The 15,155-nt window shown below is 64.2% G+C and carries 19 protein-coding genes; 10 read left to right on the top strand and 9 right to left on the bottom strand.

What is annotated here, in order from left to right; all coding sequences use genetic code 11:
* Positions 1-10 precede the first annotated feature (10 nt).
* The 5 genes from ABIB78_RS05860 (at position 11) to ABIB78_RS05840 (ending at position 5,861) form a co-directional block, all read left to right on the top strand.
* Positions 11-454 (top strand): DMT family transporter, encoded by a 444-nt coding sequence (locus ABIB78_RS05860; RefSeq protein WP_429022486.1) that lies wholly within the window; start codon positions 11-13, stop codon positions 452-454.
* Between the two features lie 266 nt (positions 455-720).
* Positions 721-1,812, top strand: coding sequence for a hypothetical protein (locus ABIB78_RS05855; RefSeq protein ID WP_429022483.1), 1,092 nt, complete (start codon positions 721-723; stop codon positions 1,810-1,812).
* A gap of 127 nt (positions 1,813-1,939) precedes the next feature.
* On the top strand, positions 1,940-4,714 hold the full coding sequence (locus ABIB78_RS05850) for a xanthine dehydrogenase family protein molybdopterin-binding subunit (protein ID WP_429022482.1): 2,775 nt from the start codon (positions 1,940-1,942) through the stop codon (positions 4,712-4,714).
* The gene (locus ABIB78_RS05845) at positions 4,711-5,235 is read left to right on the top strand and encodes a (2Fe-2S)-binding protein (RefSeq protein ID WP_429022480.1); all 525 of its coding nucleotides are present in this window, start codon (positions 4,711-4,713) and stop codon (positions 5,233-5,235) included. The genes ABIB78_RS05850 and ABIB78_RS05845 overlap by 4 nt, the downstream gene beginning before the upstream one ends.
* 11 nt (positions 5,236-5,246) lie before the next feature.
* Positions 5,247-5,861 (top strand): Isoquinoline 1-oxidoreductase subunit, encoded by a 615-nt coding sequence (locus tag ABIB78_RS05840; protein WP_429022479.1) that lies wholly within the window; start codon positions 5,247-5,249, stop codon positions 5,859-5,861.
* Positions 5,862-5,934: 73 nt separating this feature from the next.
* Here the strand turns inward: ABIB78_RS05840 and ABIB78_RS05835 are convergent, their stop codons facing one another.
* The 5 genes from ABIB78_RS05835 to ABIB78_RS05815 form a co-directional block, all read right to left on the bottom strand.
* Positions 5,935-6,084 carry a hypothetical protein gene (locus ABIB78_RS05835; RefSeq protein ID WP_016843021.1) on the bottom strand — a complete coding sequence of 50 codons (150 nt, stop codon included), beginning with the start codon at positions 6,082-6,084 and terminating at the stop codon, positions 5,935-5,937.
* A 63-nt stretch (positions 6,085-6,147) separates the two neighbouring features.
* Positions 6,148-6,969 carry a tetratricopeptide repeat protein gene (locus ABIB78_RS05830; RefSeq protein ID WP_429022476.1) on the bottom strand — a complete coding sequence of 274 codons (822 nt, stop codon included), beginning with the start codon at positions 6,967-6,969 and terminating at the stop codon, positions 6,148-6,150.
* 32 nt (positions 6,970-7,001) lie between these two features.
* Positions 7,002-7,688, bottom strand: a complete 687-nt coding sequence (locus ABIB78_RS05825) for a substrate-binding domain-containing protein (protein ID WP_429022474.1) — start codon at positions 7,686-7,688, stop codon at positions 7,002-7,004.
* A gap of 5 nt (positions 7,689-7,693) precedes the next feature.
* Entirely contained in the window at positions 7,694-8,398 is a 705-nt protein-coding gene (locus ABIB78_RS05820) for a GrlR family regulatory protein (RefSeq protein WP_429022472.1), read from the bottom strand.
* 213 nt (positions 8,399-8,611) lie between these two features.
* The gene (locus ABIB78_RS05815) at positions 8,612-9,646 is read right to left on the bottom strand and encodes a glutamine synthetase beta-grasp domain-containing protein (protein WP_429022471.1); all 1,035 of its coding nucleotides are present in this window, start codon (positions 9,644-9,646) and stop codon (positions 8,612-8,614) included.
* A gap of 538 nt (positions 9,647-10,184) precedes the next feature.
* Between ABIB78_RS05815 and ABIB78_RS05810 the strand changes: the two genes are divergently transcribed.
* Complete coding sequence (locus ABIB78_RS05810) at positions 10,185-10,397, top strand: DUF2735 domain-containing protein (RefSeq protein ID WP_429022469.1); 213 nt, start codon at positions 10,185-10,187, stop codon at positions 10,395-10,397.
* Between the two features lie 134 nt (positions 10,398-10,531).
* Here ABIB78_RS05810 and ABIB78_RS05805 read toward each other — a convergent pair whose 3' ends face one another.
* Positions 10,532-10,843 carry an MliC family protein gene (locus ABIB78_RS05805; protein ID WP_429022467.1) on the bottom strand — a complete coding sequence of 104 codons (312 nt, stop codon included), beginning with the start codon at positions 10,841-10,843 and terminating at the stop codon, positions 10,532-10,534.
* Positions 10,844-10,943: 100 nt separating this feature from the next.
* Between ABIB78_RS05805 and ABIB78_RS05800 the strand changes: the two genes are divergently transcribed.
* Complete coding sequence (locus tag ABIB78_RS05800) at positions 10,944-11,687, top strand: tyrosine-protein phosphatase (RefSeq protein ID WP_429022999.1); 744 nt, start codon at positions 10,944-10,946, stop codon at positions 11,685-11,687.
* A gap of 112 nt (positions 11,688-11,799) precedes the next feature.
* On the opposite strand, the gene ABIB78_RS05795 is transcribed toward ABIB78_RS05800, so the two are convergent.
* A complete protein-coding gene (locus ABIB78_RS05795) occupies positions 11,800-12,006 on the bottom strand; it encodes a hypothetical protein (protein ID WP_038375209.1) in 207 nt (68 codons plus the stop codon).
* Positions 12,007-12,154: 148 nt separating this feature from the next.
* A complete protein-coding gene (locus ABIB78_RS05790) occupies positions 12,155-12,844 on the bottom strand; it encodes an SGNH/GDSL hydrolase family protein (RefSeq protein WP_429022463.1) in 690 nt (229 codons plus the stop codon).
* A 124-nt stretch (positions 12,845-12,968) separates the two neighbouring features.
* Here ABIB78_RS05790 and fabG point away from each other — a divergent pair, with 124 nt between their 5' ends.
* Positions 12,969-13,649 carry a 3-oxoacyl-ACP reductase FabG gene (gene fabG / locus ABIB78_RS05785; protein ID WP_429022462.1) on the top strand — a complete coding sequence of 227 codons (681 nt, stop codon included), beginning with the start codon at positions 12,969-12,971 and terminating at the stop codon, positions 13,647-13,649.
* On the opposite strand, the gene ABIB78_RS05780 is transcribed toward fabG, so the two are convergent.
* Positions 13,646-14,065, bottom strand: a complete 420-nt coding sequence (locus tag ABIB78_RS05780; protein WP_429022459.1) for a hypothetical protein — start codon at positions 14,063-14,065, stop codon at positions 13,646-13,648. The genes fabG and ABIB78_RS05780 overlap by 4 nt on opposite strands.
* Positions 14,066-14,128: 63 nt before the next feature.
* Between ABIB78_RS05780 and ABIB78_RS05775 the strand changes: the two genes are divergently transcribed.
* Positions 14,129-14,812, top strand: coding sequence for a DUF2161 domain-containing phosphodiesterase (locus ABIB78_RS05775; RefSeq protein WP_429022457.1), 684 nt, complete (start codon positions 14,129-14,131; stop codon positions 14,810-14,812).
* A 16-nt stretch (positions 14,813-14,828) separates the two neighbouring features.
* Positions 14,829-15,128: a putative quinol monooxygenase gene (locus ABIB78_RS05770; protein WP_429022456.1), complete on the top strand. Its 300-nt coding sequence runs from the start codon at positions 14,829-14,831 to the stop codon at positions 15,126-15,128.
* Positions 15,129-15,155 lie beyond the last annotated feature (27 nt).

Below are 15,155 nucleotides of genomic sequence, written 5' to 3'. Positions count from 1 at the left end.
GGGGCATCACATGCAAGTCTGGTTTCTCTATCTCCTCGCGCTCGGCGCCGGCATCTGCGTCGCGGTTCAGCAGGTCCTGAACGGCAATCTGCGGTCCGTGCTGAACTCGCCGGCCTGGGCCGGGCTGGTCAGCTATCTCGGCGGGCTGGTGACGATGGTGGTCGTGCTGGTCGCAACGCGGGAGCCGGTGCCGTCCTGGAAACTGGTAACGGCTGTGCCATGGTGGGCCTGGAGCGGTGGCATCCTCGGCGGTGTCTTCATCCTGTTGATGATCCTGCTGTTGCCGTCGCTCGGTGCCGCGACCCTGCTGGCGCTGGTGGTCGCAGGTCAGATGATCGCGGGCATCGCAATGGACCATTTTGGCTTGTTCGGGCTGACGCAGCATCCCGTATCGATTTCACGGCTGGCCGGCATCGCGCTGATCATCGGCGGTGTTCTTCTGATCAAGGATTGAGGCAATCGACAAATCAGTCGATGCGATTGATTCCCTGAATGAGAAAGCTCCGCTGAATTCGGCGTCGAATGATGTTATGACGCAACCAACCGCGTAGTCTCCGGGTGTGGACACCCGCCGATTCGTCGCTTAGCTGTAAGCACCCGCCCTCGTCGTGATGCGGGATCGACCATCCCTGTTTCATTTGCGTCAAGAAAGAATTGCGCGTCCCGCCAGCGTCGAGAGGCCGTACTTCGGCGCGGGCCGGAGGCTGCGAGGAGTATTGCATGACCCATCGTTTCCGTTTGGCCGCCGCACTAGCATTGCTGCTCGGCAGCAGCAGCACCGCCTTGGCCCAGTCGCTGCCCGACTACATGGCACCGATCTCGGGCAAGACCACGTCCACGCAGGCCGATGTCGCGACCAAGGATGTGCTCGCGCTCAACACCGGCATGTTCGAGCTCTATGGCGATGCGGCACGGATCTTCCAGAAGAACATCCTCGACAAGCATCCGGTGATCCTCGGCCTGTTTTCCGGCGCCGGTGGCCGCCTGATCCTTTACCGGCCGGGCAAGCCGCCGACCGAGGCACCGCAGGTGCCGGTCGTCTATCAGTTGCTCAAGTCGGTCGGCCACAGCACGATGGCGCTGGCCGAGGTGGTCGGCCCTTATGTCAACAACCCCGACGACAAGTCGTGGCGCGGGTCGATGCAGGCCTATCGAAGCCGGATGCAGTCGGCGCTGGACGGGCTCGATGCCACGCCGATGCAGGCGGACTGGCGCGACAACAACCGCGCCATCCTGCAGAACAACATCGCCTTCATGGACGAATGCCTGTCGGCCGGCGCCATCCCCTTCACCAAGCTCGAGGTGTTCGGCAAGAAGCAGGCGCCGCTGCTCGCTCGGAACGTCGCCTGGGCCGCGCAGACCCAGGTCGCTCACTGGGTGAGCGTGATGGCCGACTGGAAGACCCAGCTCGGCGCCGACTGGGACCAGACCTATGCCGCGAGCAACACGATCTACGTGGCGCGGCAGAACAACGTGATCTTCAGCGTGCTGGCGCAGTTCTTCGGGCCTGACGCCATCAACAGCCGCCTGATGCTGATCGAGACGATCTCCTTCACCACGACGCCGTCGGACATGCTGGAATCGCTGACCCGGATCATTGCCGACCGCTCGGTTGGCGCGCTGTTCTTCGGCAGCTACCATTTGATGGACTATGAGCTGATGGGGGGTGACGCGCGCGAGGCGATCATCGCCGAGACCAGGAAGCGCGGCATGACGGCGTTCCTGCCACCGGTGGTGCCGTTCGGTTCCAAGCAGTGGCCGACGCTGATCACACCGGGTCCGGGACCGGCCACCATCGCCGACCTCAAGTGAGGCCGCGGCTACGACCTATTGCGGCGTTGCGATTGTGCTGATTCTGCCGCAATACTTCAGCGTGCATTGCGCAAATCGATAAATTTCGGCGCGAGACGGCATCAAAGCGTTGATGAAAGATCAGACCATGCGGCCTTCGCGACGCGAATTCGTGACGTGGTTGTCGGCAGGCGGCATTTCGGTCGGCCTGTCGCATCTGGCGCTTGCGAAGGAGCCGGCCTTCGCGACCCGCGAGACGCTTCCCGGGCGCGGTCATTTCAATCCGGCGGCCAAGGCCGCCGGCCGCGTCGATGGTGTGGCCAAGGTCACCGGCGCAAAACTCTACGCCTCCGACTTTCGCGCCGCCGACATGCCGGGCTGGCCTGCGACCACCTCGCACGCCATCCTGGTCCGCGCCAATGACGCGACGCACGTCTATGCCGGCATGGACCTCGCCCGTCTCGATGGTCCGCTCAAGCCGTCCGTAATCGTGACCGCTGCCGACCTCGACCGGATCGGCACGCGGGTGCCCGAGTTCTACACCGGTGACCTGTTCTGCCCGGTCGGCAAGACACCGCTCTATCTCGGACAGCCGGTCGCGCTGTTGATCTTCGAGCAGTTCGACGCCTACGACCGCGCGCGCCTCGCGCTGCGCGATGTCGGCTTCATCAAGTTCGGCGACGAGACCGGGCCGGTGATCTTGCCGAACTATGGCGCGTACCGCTTCACGCGCGTGGCCGGCGCCACGCCTGACGCGCCCGACGTCTATTCGCCTATCCAGGCCGGCTGGGTCTCGCCGAGCCGCATCCAGAACGCGGCGCTGCCGATCTGGCTGCCGCTCGCCAAGGAGACCAAGGCCGACTACGCCAGGGCTGCGACCTATGGCGAAGAGATCCGCGCTCAACTCGGCAAGGACGATCCGTCGCAGCTCGTGCTCGACCGCGAGTTCGACACCCAGTCGGTCGATCCGATGTTCCTCGAGCCGGAGAGCGGTCTCGCCTGGTACAGCGACGACAGCGGCAATCTCGAGCTGGTGCTCGGCGTACAGTCGCCCTATGAGGCGACCGAGTCGATCGCTTTCATGCTCGGCAAGGCCCGTTCCCCGTTCAGGCCCTCGCACATCAACGCGCAGTTCGCCCATATCGGCGGCGGCTTCGGCGGTCGCGACCACACCCCGTTCGTGCTTTACGTGGCGCTTGCCGCGATGTTCTTCCCGGGACGGCCGGTGCGGCTGGGGCAAGACCGCTACCAGCAATTCCAGGGCGGCATCAAACGCCACCCGATCAAGATGCGTTCGCGGATCGGCATCGATCGCGCGAGCGGCAAGATCACGGCGTTCGCCGCCGACCATGTGCTCGACGGCGGCGGGCTCGCCAACTTCTCCGCCAACGTCGCGGTCGTTGCCGCCACCGCCGCGATCGGCATCTATGACATCCCCAAGGTCGACGTCACCACCGTGGCGCTGCATTCGCGCGGCGTGACCGCAGGCTCGATGCGCGGTTACGGCACCTTGCAGACCATGGCCGCGCTCGAAGTGCTGATCGATGAGGCCGCCAGCGAGCTCAAGCTCGATCCGATCGCGTTCCGGCGCAACAATGCACTGAAGCAGAACGGCCGGACCATGACCGGCAATCCCTACATCGTCTCGGTCCGCACGCCCGATATCCTCGACAAGCTCGAGACGCATCCGATCTGGCGGCAACGCGCCGCGTTCAAGCAGAAGGCAGCGGAAGGACGGCTGGTTGGCACTGGCGTCGCCTGCGTCACCAAGGATTACGGCGCAGGCGCGGATTGCTCGCTCGGGCGGGTCGAGATTGATCCCGAGGGACGGATCGCGATCAACTGCGATCACGTCGAAATGGGCAACGGCATCGGCACGGCGCTCGCGAACCGGGTCGCGAGCTATCTCGGCGCCGTCGCCGACGAGGTTGCCGTCTCCCGGGTCGACAGCTACGAGGCGCTCGGACTCGTCAGCTCCGGCGATCCCTACACGATGGATCAGAAGGCCCAGGATCTCGCCGAGAAGAACCCGCGCTGGGTGCCCGCGATCAGCTCGGCCACCAGTGCCTCGATCGGCGCCCATGTCGGCACGCATTCGTCGGCCGAGGCGGCCCGCGTCATCTTCCGCTTCGGCCTCTGGCCGGCGGCGCTCGAGCTCTGGCGGATCGGGAAATCCGATCCCCGCGCCAGGCAATGGGACAAAGCGCGCTGGCAGGACGGGCAGCTAGTGCTTGACGGCCTCGCACCGCTGCCGTTGCCGCGGCTTGCTGCGACCGCGCATGCGCGGGGCTTCGTCACGGGCGCGATGGCGCACAGCTTCTCGCGCTGGGCCTGGTCGCGCGCGCGCTTCCCGCTGTTCGGCGAGCAGTACCGCGCCGAGATCGATGCACTGGCGATCCGCCACGGCGGCGGCAGGTTCGAACGGATCGACCGCGTCAGTGTGAAATTCCCGCCAACCGACAACAACCGGATCGGCACCGCCTACACCTCGATGTGCGGCACGCTGGTCCGCGTCGAGATCGAGCGCGCGACCGGCACCCTGCGGATCGCCAAGGCCTACAGTGTATTCGAATGCGGCCAGGCGCTGGCGCCCGAAGTCGTGCTCGGCCAATGCCATGGCGGCTTCGCCATGGGCGTCGGCTACGCGCTGCTCGAAACCCTGCCCCCATTCGAAGGCGGGCCCGGCAATGGGCAATGGAATCTCGGCCAGTACCTGATCGCGCGCGGCTCCGACCTGCCGCTGCACGACCTCGAGATCGAGATGCTGCCGCCGCTGACGCCGGACGAACCGCCCAAGGGCATGGCCGAGGTGGTGATGATCCCGATCGTGCCGGCGCTGCTCAACGCCATCAACGATGCAACCGGTCACCGCTTCCGCTCGTTGCCGGTAACATCAGCCCTGCTCAAGGGAGCGCTTGCGTGACGACGCTCAACCTCACCATCAACGGCCAGAAGCACGGGCCGATCGAGGTCCGTGACGACCTCTCGATGAACGATTTCCTGCGCGAGGTGCTCGGCATGACCGGCACCAAATTCGGCTGCGGCGCCGCGCAATGCCTGAGCTGCGCTGTTATTATCGATAACCCCGACGGCACGAGCTACACCAGCCCGACCTGCGTGGCGCCGGCGGCGAATTTCGACGGCAAGGCGATCCGCACCGTCGAGGGCCACGCCAAAGACGGCGAACTCTCGGCGTTGCAGCGGGCCTTCATCGACCACTTCGCGTTCCAGTGCGGCTATTGCACGGCCGGCTTCCTCAACGAGGGCCAGGTGCTGCTCGAACGGCTGGCGAGGACGCCGGTTGCGCGGAACCAGCTCGAGACCGTCATCGCGGATGCGCTCGACGGCCATCTGTGCCGCTGCACCGGCTATATCAAATATCACGAGGCCGTGCGCGACGTGATCCTCGCCGATTCCAAACGCTATTTGACCGCCAACAAGTGAGCCCGCGAGCGATGCCATCGGAAGCGCGGTTTCGGATCATTGCAGTGTTGACGGCGCTCGCGACCAGCCTGTGCGCGGGCTACGCCGCATCGGAGAGCGCGAGCCACGCCCTCGCCTCACCGGAAAGCTTTGCCGGAATCGAGAATGTCGAACAACGCTCCGCGGCGATCTTCAGCGAGCTCGGCAAGGTTTTGACGCATCCGCGCTGCACCAATTGCCATCCCGCAGGCGACAGCCCTCGGCAGGGCGACATCAGCCGTACGCACCAGCCACCGGTCACGCGCGGCGCCGATGGCCATGGGGCTGAGACGATGCGCTGTTCGATCTGCCACCAGCACGCCAATTTCGATCCCGGCCGCGTGCCGGGTCACCCGGAATGGCACCTCGCGCCGCGCGAGATGGCGTGGGCCGGCAAATCGGTCGGAGAAATCTGCGCCCAGATCAGAGACCCCGCACGCAATGGCGGCCGCAAGGTCGAGGATTTGATCGAGCATATCGGCAAGGACACGCTGGTGGCCTGGGCCTGGCATCCCGGCTTCGGCCGATCGCCGGCGCCGGGCACGCAGCAGCAGGCCGGCGCGCTGGTCGAGGCCTGGGTGAAGACCGGCGCGGCCTGCCCGCCGTGACGCATGATCCGGAAAAGTGCGAAGCGGTTTTCCGAAAAGATCATGCGTAAGCAAAAGAGAGCGCCGCAGGGAATCAGTGGCGCTTGAAATACTGCACGTCACGCTCGTGCTTCTCCGCCGCCGCGCGCGACTTGAAGGTACCGAGATTGCGGCGCTTGCCGGTCTTCGGATTGACCTTGCGGGAATACAGCCGGTACTCGCCGGAACGCAGCTTTCGGATCATGACATCGCCTCGCCAGAACATTTCGCATCTCAACGAGATGCCACGGCGAGCGTTCCTGTTTGACTAGAAGCAGAGATTGGTCACGGCATTGCCGCGCTTGTCCTTGATGACATAGGGACAGCGGGCGCGCTCCAGCGCCTTCTTGGCATCTTCATCGCCGAGCGCTGCCGCGCGCTCGTAATAGGCCTTGGCCGCATCGCTGTCCTTCGGCCCGCCGCGGCCGGCCTGCGCGAAGGCGCCCATCCGCTCCAGCGCGCCCGGATGGTTCTGCGCAGCGGCCTTCTCGAACAACGCCCGCGCGCCGGCATCGTCCGGCGCACCGCCCTTGCCTTCGGCCAGCATCATGCCGAGCTGGTACTGCGCTTCGGCGTTGGTCTCGGCTGATTTGGCGAGCAATTCGCGCGCGCGTGCCGGATCAGCAGCCGGGCTGCTGCCGCCGAGGGCGGCGAGATTGCTGACGCCGCGCGCGTTGCCGGCCTGCGCTGCGCGCTCGAACAATTTGCGCGCCTGCGCCTCGTCCTTGGCGACGCCGGTGCCGTTGCCGTAGAGCACGCCGAGCTCGACCATCGCCGATGTCGAGCCCTTGTCGGCCGCTTTGCGCCAGGCGGCCGCGGCTTCCGCGGTCTGCCGATTGGCAGCATAGGCACGGCCGAGCTCGTACATTGCGCGGCGCGACGATTTTGCCGCCACCGCGCAATATTTGATCGCGGTGGCGATATCAGGCGCCGCGATCTCGGGCACGCCCCTCACGTCGGCAGGCTTGTCGGGATCGGTGGGATCGGCGGCGAGCCGGTCGCACAGCACGAGATCGGCTGATTGCGCGTGGGCAAGCACAGGTGCGGCCAGCGCGACAGCAAGGACCAGCGTATGGAGAGGTTTGAACATGGGCGGCAGGTTGCGTCGCGGTGCAGGCAAATTCAAGGCTCGAGCCCCGTCTCACGCAGTACCGGCGCGACATCAGCTGACGACAGGTAGCGCAGCAGATGATCGGCAGTCTCTGCGCGTTGCGACGTCGTCATGCGGCCGGCAGAGAACACCGCCGGCGTCTGCAAGTTCTGGGGAATTCGCCCCACGACCTCGATCCCGTCGACCTGCTTCAACTCGCTGATCTGTTGGATCGCAAGATCGGCTTCGCCGCTGACGAGCTTTTCGGCGGTAAAACCCATCGGAATGATCACCGCACGGGCGTCGATCGCATCCACAATGCCGAGACGCTCGATCAACTGCGCGAACAGGATACCGCTGGCACCAAGCCGCGAATAGGCCACCGCCCGCGCGCCGAGCAGAGCCGCGCGCAGCGCGGCTTCGGTCGCGATATCGGGATGAACAGCGCCGGCCTTCACCGCGACGCCGACATAGGAGCGCGCGAGATCGACCGCACTTTCCTGCGCAACGCAGTCCTCACCGATCATCTCGTCGAGGCCTTCGCGAGTCAAAACCAGAAGATCGGCCGCTTCGCCGTCGCGCAGGCGTTTGAGCAGCGCCAGCGTCGGCGCGAAATCGGCATCGATCCGGACACCGCTCGCCGCCTGATAGGCCTCGGCGAGGCGCGCGACCGCGCCCTTCAGCGCCAGTGTCGAGAGCACGCGAACCGAATCTTTCATCTCACTCACGCCCGCCGCATCAGCTTCAGCGCAGCGGTGAGGCGGAGGCTGCGCTTACCGGCAAGCGCGGTCGCTTCGAGCACGGCGCCGTCGGCGTCGCAACTGCCGGCAAAGCCGATGCCGACCTCATGGCCGCCGAAGACAGGGTTCTCGCCCATCGCCGAGGTATGTTCCTGATTGAGGATCTGCCCCTTCCAGCGGCCTTTCTCGGAGGTGTAAGTGCCGAGATAGTAGAAGAATGCATCGCCGCCGAGGATGCGGCCGTCGTTCAGCAGCATCACACCGGTGAGACCGCCGTCGACACCGTCGAGCAACTGGATGTGGATCGAATAGAGCCCGTCGATGATGCCGCCCTCGCCGACCCCGCCGGCGATAGGGATGTCCGCCTCGGTGATCGGCGTCATCACCGACTGGAACGGCACGCCGGGCAATTCCTTCAGTTCGCCCTTGAAGCGGTAAAGATTGCCGTCCGGCTGGCCTTTTGCGATCAGCGTCGCGTCATCGGTGCCGGCCATCGCGCGGTAGGTCGGATCGGGGTTGTGGCGGACGGTCTGGATCTCGATTGCGACCTCGTCGCCGTCTTTCGCGTAGGTGCCGATATGGGCGAAGGCCGAGTTTCCGCCGAGCATCTTGCCGTCGCCGACATACATCACGCTGCGGCCGACGGCGCCGCCCAACTCGAACCGGACCTTGTAAAACCCCTCAAACAAGCGCCGTGTCCCCGGCAGCCAAGATACGACCGTTGTCTAGCGCGGTTCATAACGCAGCGAAACCGCTTTCGGCGGAAAGCCGCCTGCAAAGACTGTCATTAAAACGCAAAAGGTCCGCCAAGGCAGTCGCCCTGGCGGACCCGATTGCGGTACCGGATGGCTCCATCCGGGTCTGGTGGCTGCTTAGGCCGCCGCCGTTTAAGCCGCAGCCATTTAAGCCGCCGCCTTCGCGCCGGTAGGAACCTCGGAGATCGTCTTCAGGATCTGCGAAGCGATCTGGTAGGGGTCGCCCTGGGAGTTCGGGCGGCGGTCTTCCAGATAACCCTTGTAGCCATTGTTGACGAAGGAGTGCGGCACGCGGATCGACGCACCACGATCAGCCACGCCATAGCTGAACTTGTTCCATGGCGCGGTCTCGTGCTTGCCGGTGAGACGCTTGTCGTTGTCCGGGCCGTAGACGGCGATGTGGTCCATCAGATTCTTGTCGAAGGCCGCCATCAGGCTCTCGAAATATTCCTTGCCGCCGACTTCGCGCATGTACTTGGTCGAGAAGTTGGCGTGCATGCCTGAGCCGTTCCAGTCGGTGTCGCCGAGCGGCTTGCAGTGGAATTCGATGTCGATGCCGTAGCTCTCGGTGAGACGCAGCATCAGATAACGGGCCATCCACATCTGATCAGCGGCGGTCTTGGAGCCCTTGCCGAAGATCTGGAATTCCCACTGGCCCTTGGCCACCTCGGCGTTGATGCCCTCGTGGTTGATGCCGGCGGCGAGACAGAGGTTGAGGTGCTCTTCGACGATCTTGCGCGCGACGCTGCCGACGTTCGAATAACCGACGCCGGTGTAGTACGGGCCCTGCGGCGCTGGATAACCGTCGGACGGGAATCCGAGCGGACGGCCGTCCTTGTAGAAGAAGTACTCCTGCTCGAAGCCGAACCAGGCACCCTCGTCGTCCAGGATGGTGGCGCGCTTGTTCGAGACATGCGGCGTCTTGCCGTCGGGCATCATGACTTCGCACATCACCAGCACGCCGTTCTCGCGCGCGGCGTCGGGATAACAGGCGACCGGCTTCAGCACGCAGTCAGAGCTGTGGCCTTCAGCCTGCTGGGTGGACGAACCGTCAAAGCCCCACAGCGGAAGCTGTTCGAGGGTCGGAAACGACGCGAATTCCTTGATCTGCGTCTTACCGCGCAGGCTCGGCGTCGGAGTATATCCGTCGAGCCAGATATACTCCAGCTTGTACTTGGTCATTGAACCTCTCTGTTGATGATGCAAACCGTGAGGAACCGAAAGCCAGTCGGCCGCCGCACGCGTACCCGGCCACCATCGGCCGTCTCTGACTAAGCAATTAAAATGCCAGTCGCTGCAGCGCGGCACCCGCTTGGTTGCCGATGTCCACAGCGGGACATCGCATTTTTGCTGCGACATAGCAGCGCGGCTGGCATGCGCCGCGGTCAGCCAAAATCTTCTTTCCGCGCCCTCCGTCGCCCGTTTCTGCAGCAAATTCGGCTACGGCATCATCAGGCGATTAATGCGGCGGCAGCGCCATGTGACAGTTCGTGTCCAACCGTCAGGCGCCCGGCAACCATCGCCATGGCTCAAGCGTTGGTCAGCTGCATCCTGCCTCGCAGGATGCAAACCGGAATTTGCACACGAATTAGACAGACAATGTCTAATTCTTGGTCACTTGCACCCCGCCAGCCCCGGGCCGATATCGAAAATACGCTAACCACACGCGAATGAGTCGGGCGCACCATGGAGGCTCGCTCCGGCCACAGGAGACTTTGACATGATCACCACGGGCGAAAACCAAGGACCAATCCAGGGATCGGCAACGATCTACCAATTCCCTACAGGAGGCCGCGCGGCTCTCGGCGGACGCCGCTACGGCGAAATGCGATCGGCGCGCGAGCTCGCCGCCGACGTTGAAACCTCGGCATGCAGCGAGAGCTGGTACCATCAGGCGGCCATTGAGGACGCCAAGCCGAGCCGCGATCACTGATGTCGACGCGACAGAGAGGCGTGACGCAAAAACGTCAGACAGCAGCTGAGCAATAGAGATGGGTCGGAACCAAGCGTTTCGGCCCTTTTTTCATGCCAGTCGTTTCATGCCAGGTCGTTGCAAACGAAGTCGTTTCAAGCCAGTTCGCAGGCCGTCACCGGCCGCTTCGCATGGCGGAGCCTGGTCAGTCCGGCCCGATTGATCTCGAGCGTGACCCCGCCGCCTCCATAGCGTGTGCCCGTCAGCGACAGGCGCTTCTTCAGCGTCACTGCCTTGCCGCCGAGTTGCAGATGCGCGCGCGTATCCCCGTTGAAGAACGCCGCAATGAATTGCGTGCCATCGGCACAGTGATAATTCCGGAACGCGGACTGCGCCGGTGCCGCCGAGAAACCAAGAACCTCGAAAAGAATTGCGCCGATGAGAATGGCGCCCCCGCGATAAGTCATATTCTCCCCCCGAGAGGCCGGTTATAGACCTGTCTGCGCCGCTACTCCTGCGCCAAGATCTCCTGCATCAAGACCTCAACAGCTGCAACAGGCCCGCATGATGTCCGAAACCCCTGCCCGTCACCTCAATCTCGCCGGCGCCAGCAATTTTCGCGACCTCGGCGGTTACCAGACGCGCGACGGCCGGACGGTGCGCTGGCGGCAGATCTTCCGCTCCAACCATCTTGCGCATCTCACCGAGCAGGACGTCGCCGTGGTGCGCTCCCTCGGAGTCAAAAGCGCCTTCGATTTTCGCGGTGTCGCCGAGCGCGCCGAGGCGCTGTGCGGCATGAGCGATGTCACCGTGCATTCGCTTCCGGTCGAGCCGACGGTGGTAGCCGCACTGCGCGAGATCGCCAGCAACCGTCAACTGTCCGAAGCCGATGCGATCGACGTGATGCGGGATTCCTACCGCGGCTATGTGCAGGACAACACGCCGCGCTATCGCACGCTGTTTGCCCATCTGCTCGAAGACCGCGCGCCACTGGTGATCCATTGCACCGCCGGCAAGGATCGCACCGGCTTTGCCTGCGCGCTGATTCTGCACGCGCTCGGCGTGTCCGAGCACGTGATCGCGGACGACTATCTGTTGACCAACCAGTTCTACAAGCGCGATCCGGCGCACAGCACCGAGCTGCCCGACGACGTCAAGCAGGTGCTCGGTACGGTACGCGTGGCGTTTCTGGAGGCTGCGTTCGAGGCGATCGATGCCGACTACGGCGGCCTCGACGGCTATTTCCGCGAAGGCCTCGGGCTCGGTCGGGCCGAGCGCAAGGCGCTTGAAGGCCGCTATCTGCAGGCCTGATCGATTCGCACGAGAGCGTTTTCAAGCGAAGTGGGCACCGGTTCGCGTGAAGAAAACGCGCCAAATCGAGAATCCAGAGCTTCGGTTCTGATTCAATCAGAACCGAAAAAGTCTAAGCCGCCGCAGCCTCGAGCTCGAGCTCCGCATCGAGGTCGGCAATCACATCTTCGAACGCCGAGATCGCCTGCTGGATCGCCGCGATCTGCATCAATTCCCAGCTGCCCACTGGTCCGTTGCGGTTTTGCAGCGCCACCACGAGATCGCGCCGCTGCTCCTTAAGCTGAACGAGCGGTAAACCGTGATCCGGAAGATTTCCCATTCGCATACCCCTACCTTGGCTGGTGTTTTTGCTTCTAAGGAAAGGGTTCTGAAAACGACTTACGGAACTGCCGCAAATTTTATCCAACCGGCCCTACTCCGTAATCTTACGTAGTCCGGCTTGCGTAGTCAGGCTTGCGTAGTCAGGCTTACGTGATCGCTTCCGGCTTCAAGGCATCCTCGATCGCGCCGAACAGCGACTGGGTCACGCAATTGGTCGCCCACTCGCTGGTGTGAAGCTGGCCGCCGTCGTCGAGCTCGGCGAGCGGAATTCCGTCATCGGCCCAGCGCTTCATCAGCGCGAAGCGGCTGAACAGGTTGACCCGCTTGCTTGAGGTGACTTCCGCGATCATCGGCATGATCACATTGGCGAGGTTGAGCGCGGCCTCCGTTCCGACAATCGCCTGGGTGTACTGGGAATCCATCACGACGACATCGAGCGGAAGTGCTGCAAGCACGTCCAGCCCCGCCTCCAGCGTGGCGCGCACCTCGGCCGGATTGTAGCTCTTGTAGACCGCGTTGGTGCCGACCTGCCAGATCACCAGCACGGACGCTTCGGCCGTGACGTCGGACTCGATGCGCGAATATTCCTCCGGCGCCTCCTGGCCGCCGATCCCGCGATTGATCACATCGATCATCCGGCCGAAGAACCGTTGCCGCAGCAGCATTTCGAGCCGCGGCGGAAATGGCAGAATGTTGTCGGCGCCCGCCGTCGACGACGATCCGAGCGCCACCACCTTGATCTTGCGCTGATGCCGGAGCGCTTCCGCGAGGTGCGGCAGCGGATGTCCGAACTTGACGATGTCGAGATGGGTTTCGCACGGCCTCGGTGTCGGCATCGCAAACATCCTTGACGCGAATGAACTGATGAATGCGCGCAGTAGGAGGCGAAATCGGCGGCATTGCAAATGAATTCCGCCTGATCATAGTGGGCAGCAGCTTGTTGTGAGTACGGAGACGGTCATGAACGGAAAAGCCATCGTCATCACCGGCGCCCTCGGCGCGCTTGGCAAAGTGGTCGCCGAGGAGGCGCTGGCGCGCGGCGCGCGCGTCGCAGGCATCGATTACGCCGCCTCGCAGCTTGCCGCGACGGCTGATCATATCGAGCTTGGCGGTGTCGACCTCACCGACACGGCGCAGGCGAAGGCCGCGATCGACAAGGCGGCCGCGCATTTCGGCAGGCTCGACGGGCTGATCAATATCGCTGGTGGTTTCACCTTTGAAGCGGTGGGCGACGGCGATCCCGCAACCTGGCAGCGCATGTATGCGATGAACGTGATGACCGCCTTCAACACGTCGCGCGCCGCGATTCCGCACCTCATCAAATCGGGCGCTGGACGGATCATCAATATCGGCGCGCTGGGCGCGTTGCAGGCGGCCTCCGGGATGGGACCGTATGCTGCGTCAAAGGCCGGCGTGCACCGCCTCACTGAGTCGCTCGCTGCGGAGCTCAAGGGCAAGGTCACGGTCAACGCCGTGCTGCCCTCGATCATCGATACCGCGGCCAATCGCGCCGCGATGCCGAAGGCCGACATCTCCAAATGGGTGACGCCGAAGGAACTCGCCGAAGTCATCCTGTTCCTTGCCAGCGACGCAGCAAGCGCCGTCACCGGCGCGCTGCTGCCGGTCAACGGGAGGGTCTAGTCGGCAACCAGCAGCCGCAGCTTCGACCTGAAGCGGATGCTCTGCTTGCCGGCGAGCGCCATGCCGTCCCCCTCGGCGGTCTGATCGGTGTAGGTGCCGGTAAATCCAATGGTGACGACCTTGCGTTCCCACACCGGGCGCTCGCCATAGGTTGGCGAATGCTCCTCATTGGTGACCTCGCCCTTCCACTTGCCATCGGCCGCCGTGTAGCCGCCGTAGGCAAAGAAGAACGAGTCGCCGCCGCGCATCTGGCCGTCGCGCAGCACCATGACGCCCTGGTTACCGCCAGAGACGCCGTCGAGAAATTCGACAGTGATGTGATAGAGCCCGTTCCGGATCATGAAAATGGCCGCGCCTTGTCCAGCCTCACAATAGCCGCTGGGGCCGGCTTTGAGCAATTCCGTCCGCATCGGCATGGCTCTTTCCGGGCTATGCTGCCGTCATGAGTCGCGGCCAAACGGCCGCCGGAGCCCTGCCCGTTGGAAACTGCGCTTTATCTGCCCGTCAAACGCTTCCTCGAAAAGCTCGGCTTCACGGTGAAGGGCGAGATCGGCGGCTGCGACCTCGTGGCGCTGAGCGGCGACGATCCGCCGGTCGTCGTGATCGGCGAACTCAAGCTTGCGTTCAATCTCGAACTGATCCTGCAGGCGGTGGATCGCGCCGGCGCCGCCGACGAGATATGGATCGCGGCAAAGATATCGATCCGCGGCAAGGGCCGCGAGAGCGACGCGCGCTATCGCAATCTGTGCCGACGGCTCGGCTTCGGCATGCTCGGCGTGACCGATCGCGGCGACGTCGAGGTACTGGTGCCGCCGCCAACCGCGGCACCGCGCCGCGATCCGAAGAAGCGCTCGCGCCTGATCGCCGAGCACCGCAAGCGCAAGGGCGATCCCGCCATGGGCGGCTCGACGCGCGCACCGATCATGACCGCCTACCGGCACCAGGCGCTGGCGTGTGCCTCCGCGCTGTCGGATGGGCCACGGCGGGTGCGCGACCTGCGCGCGGAGATTCCCGACGCCGGCAAGATCCTGCTGCATAATGTCTATGGCTGGTTCGATCGCGCCGAGCGCGGCATCTATGTGTTGACCGATGCCGGCCGTGCCGCACTGAAGCGCTGGCCGCAGCAGCCGATGAGTACGTCAGGGGCCGAAGCCGCCCCGTAAGGAACTGGGGGAAATCATGATTGTCGTCACGGGCAGTGTCACCGCCCGCCCCGACACCTTCGACGAGGTACGGCGGTTGAGCCTCGAACACGTCCATCGCTCGCGCAGCGAGCCCGGCTGCATCTCGCATGCGGTCCATGTCGACTGCGAGAATCCGCTCAGGCTGGTGTTTTTCGAGCAATGGGCCGACCGAGCGGCGCTGGCAGCCCATTTCGCGGTCCTGGCGTCACGCGATTTCGTCCGCTCCCTGCAATCTCTTGCGGCTGCGGCGACCACGATCGAACTTTATGACGCTCACAAGATTGAGAGACTTTAGCTGCATGGCTGGATTGCCATCTCATAT

It is taken from the genome of Bradyrhizobium sp. I1.14.4, assembly GCF_050435825.1.
In the GTDB taxonomy this organism is placed as follows: Bacteria; Pseudomonadota; Alphaproteobacteria; order Rhizobiales; family Xanthobacteraceae; genus Bradyrhizobium.
This window is presented reverse-complemented; position numbering and strand designations above follow the sequence as displayed.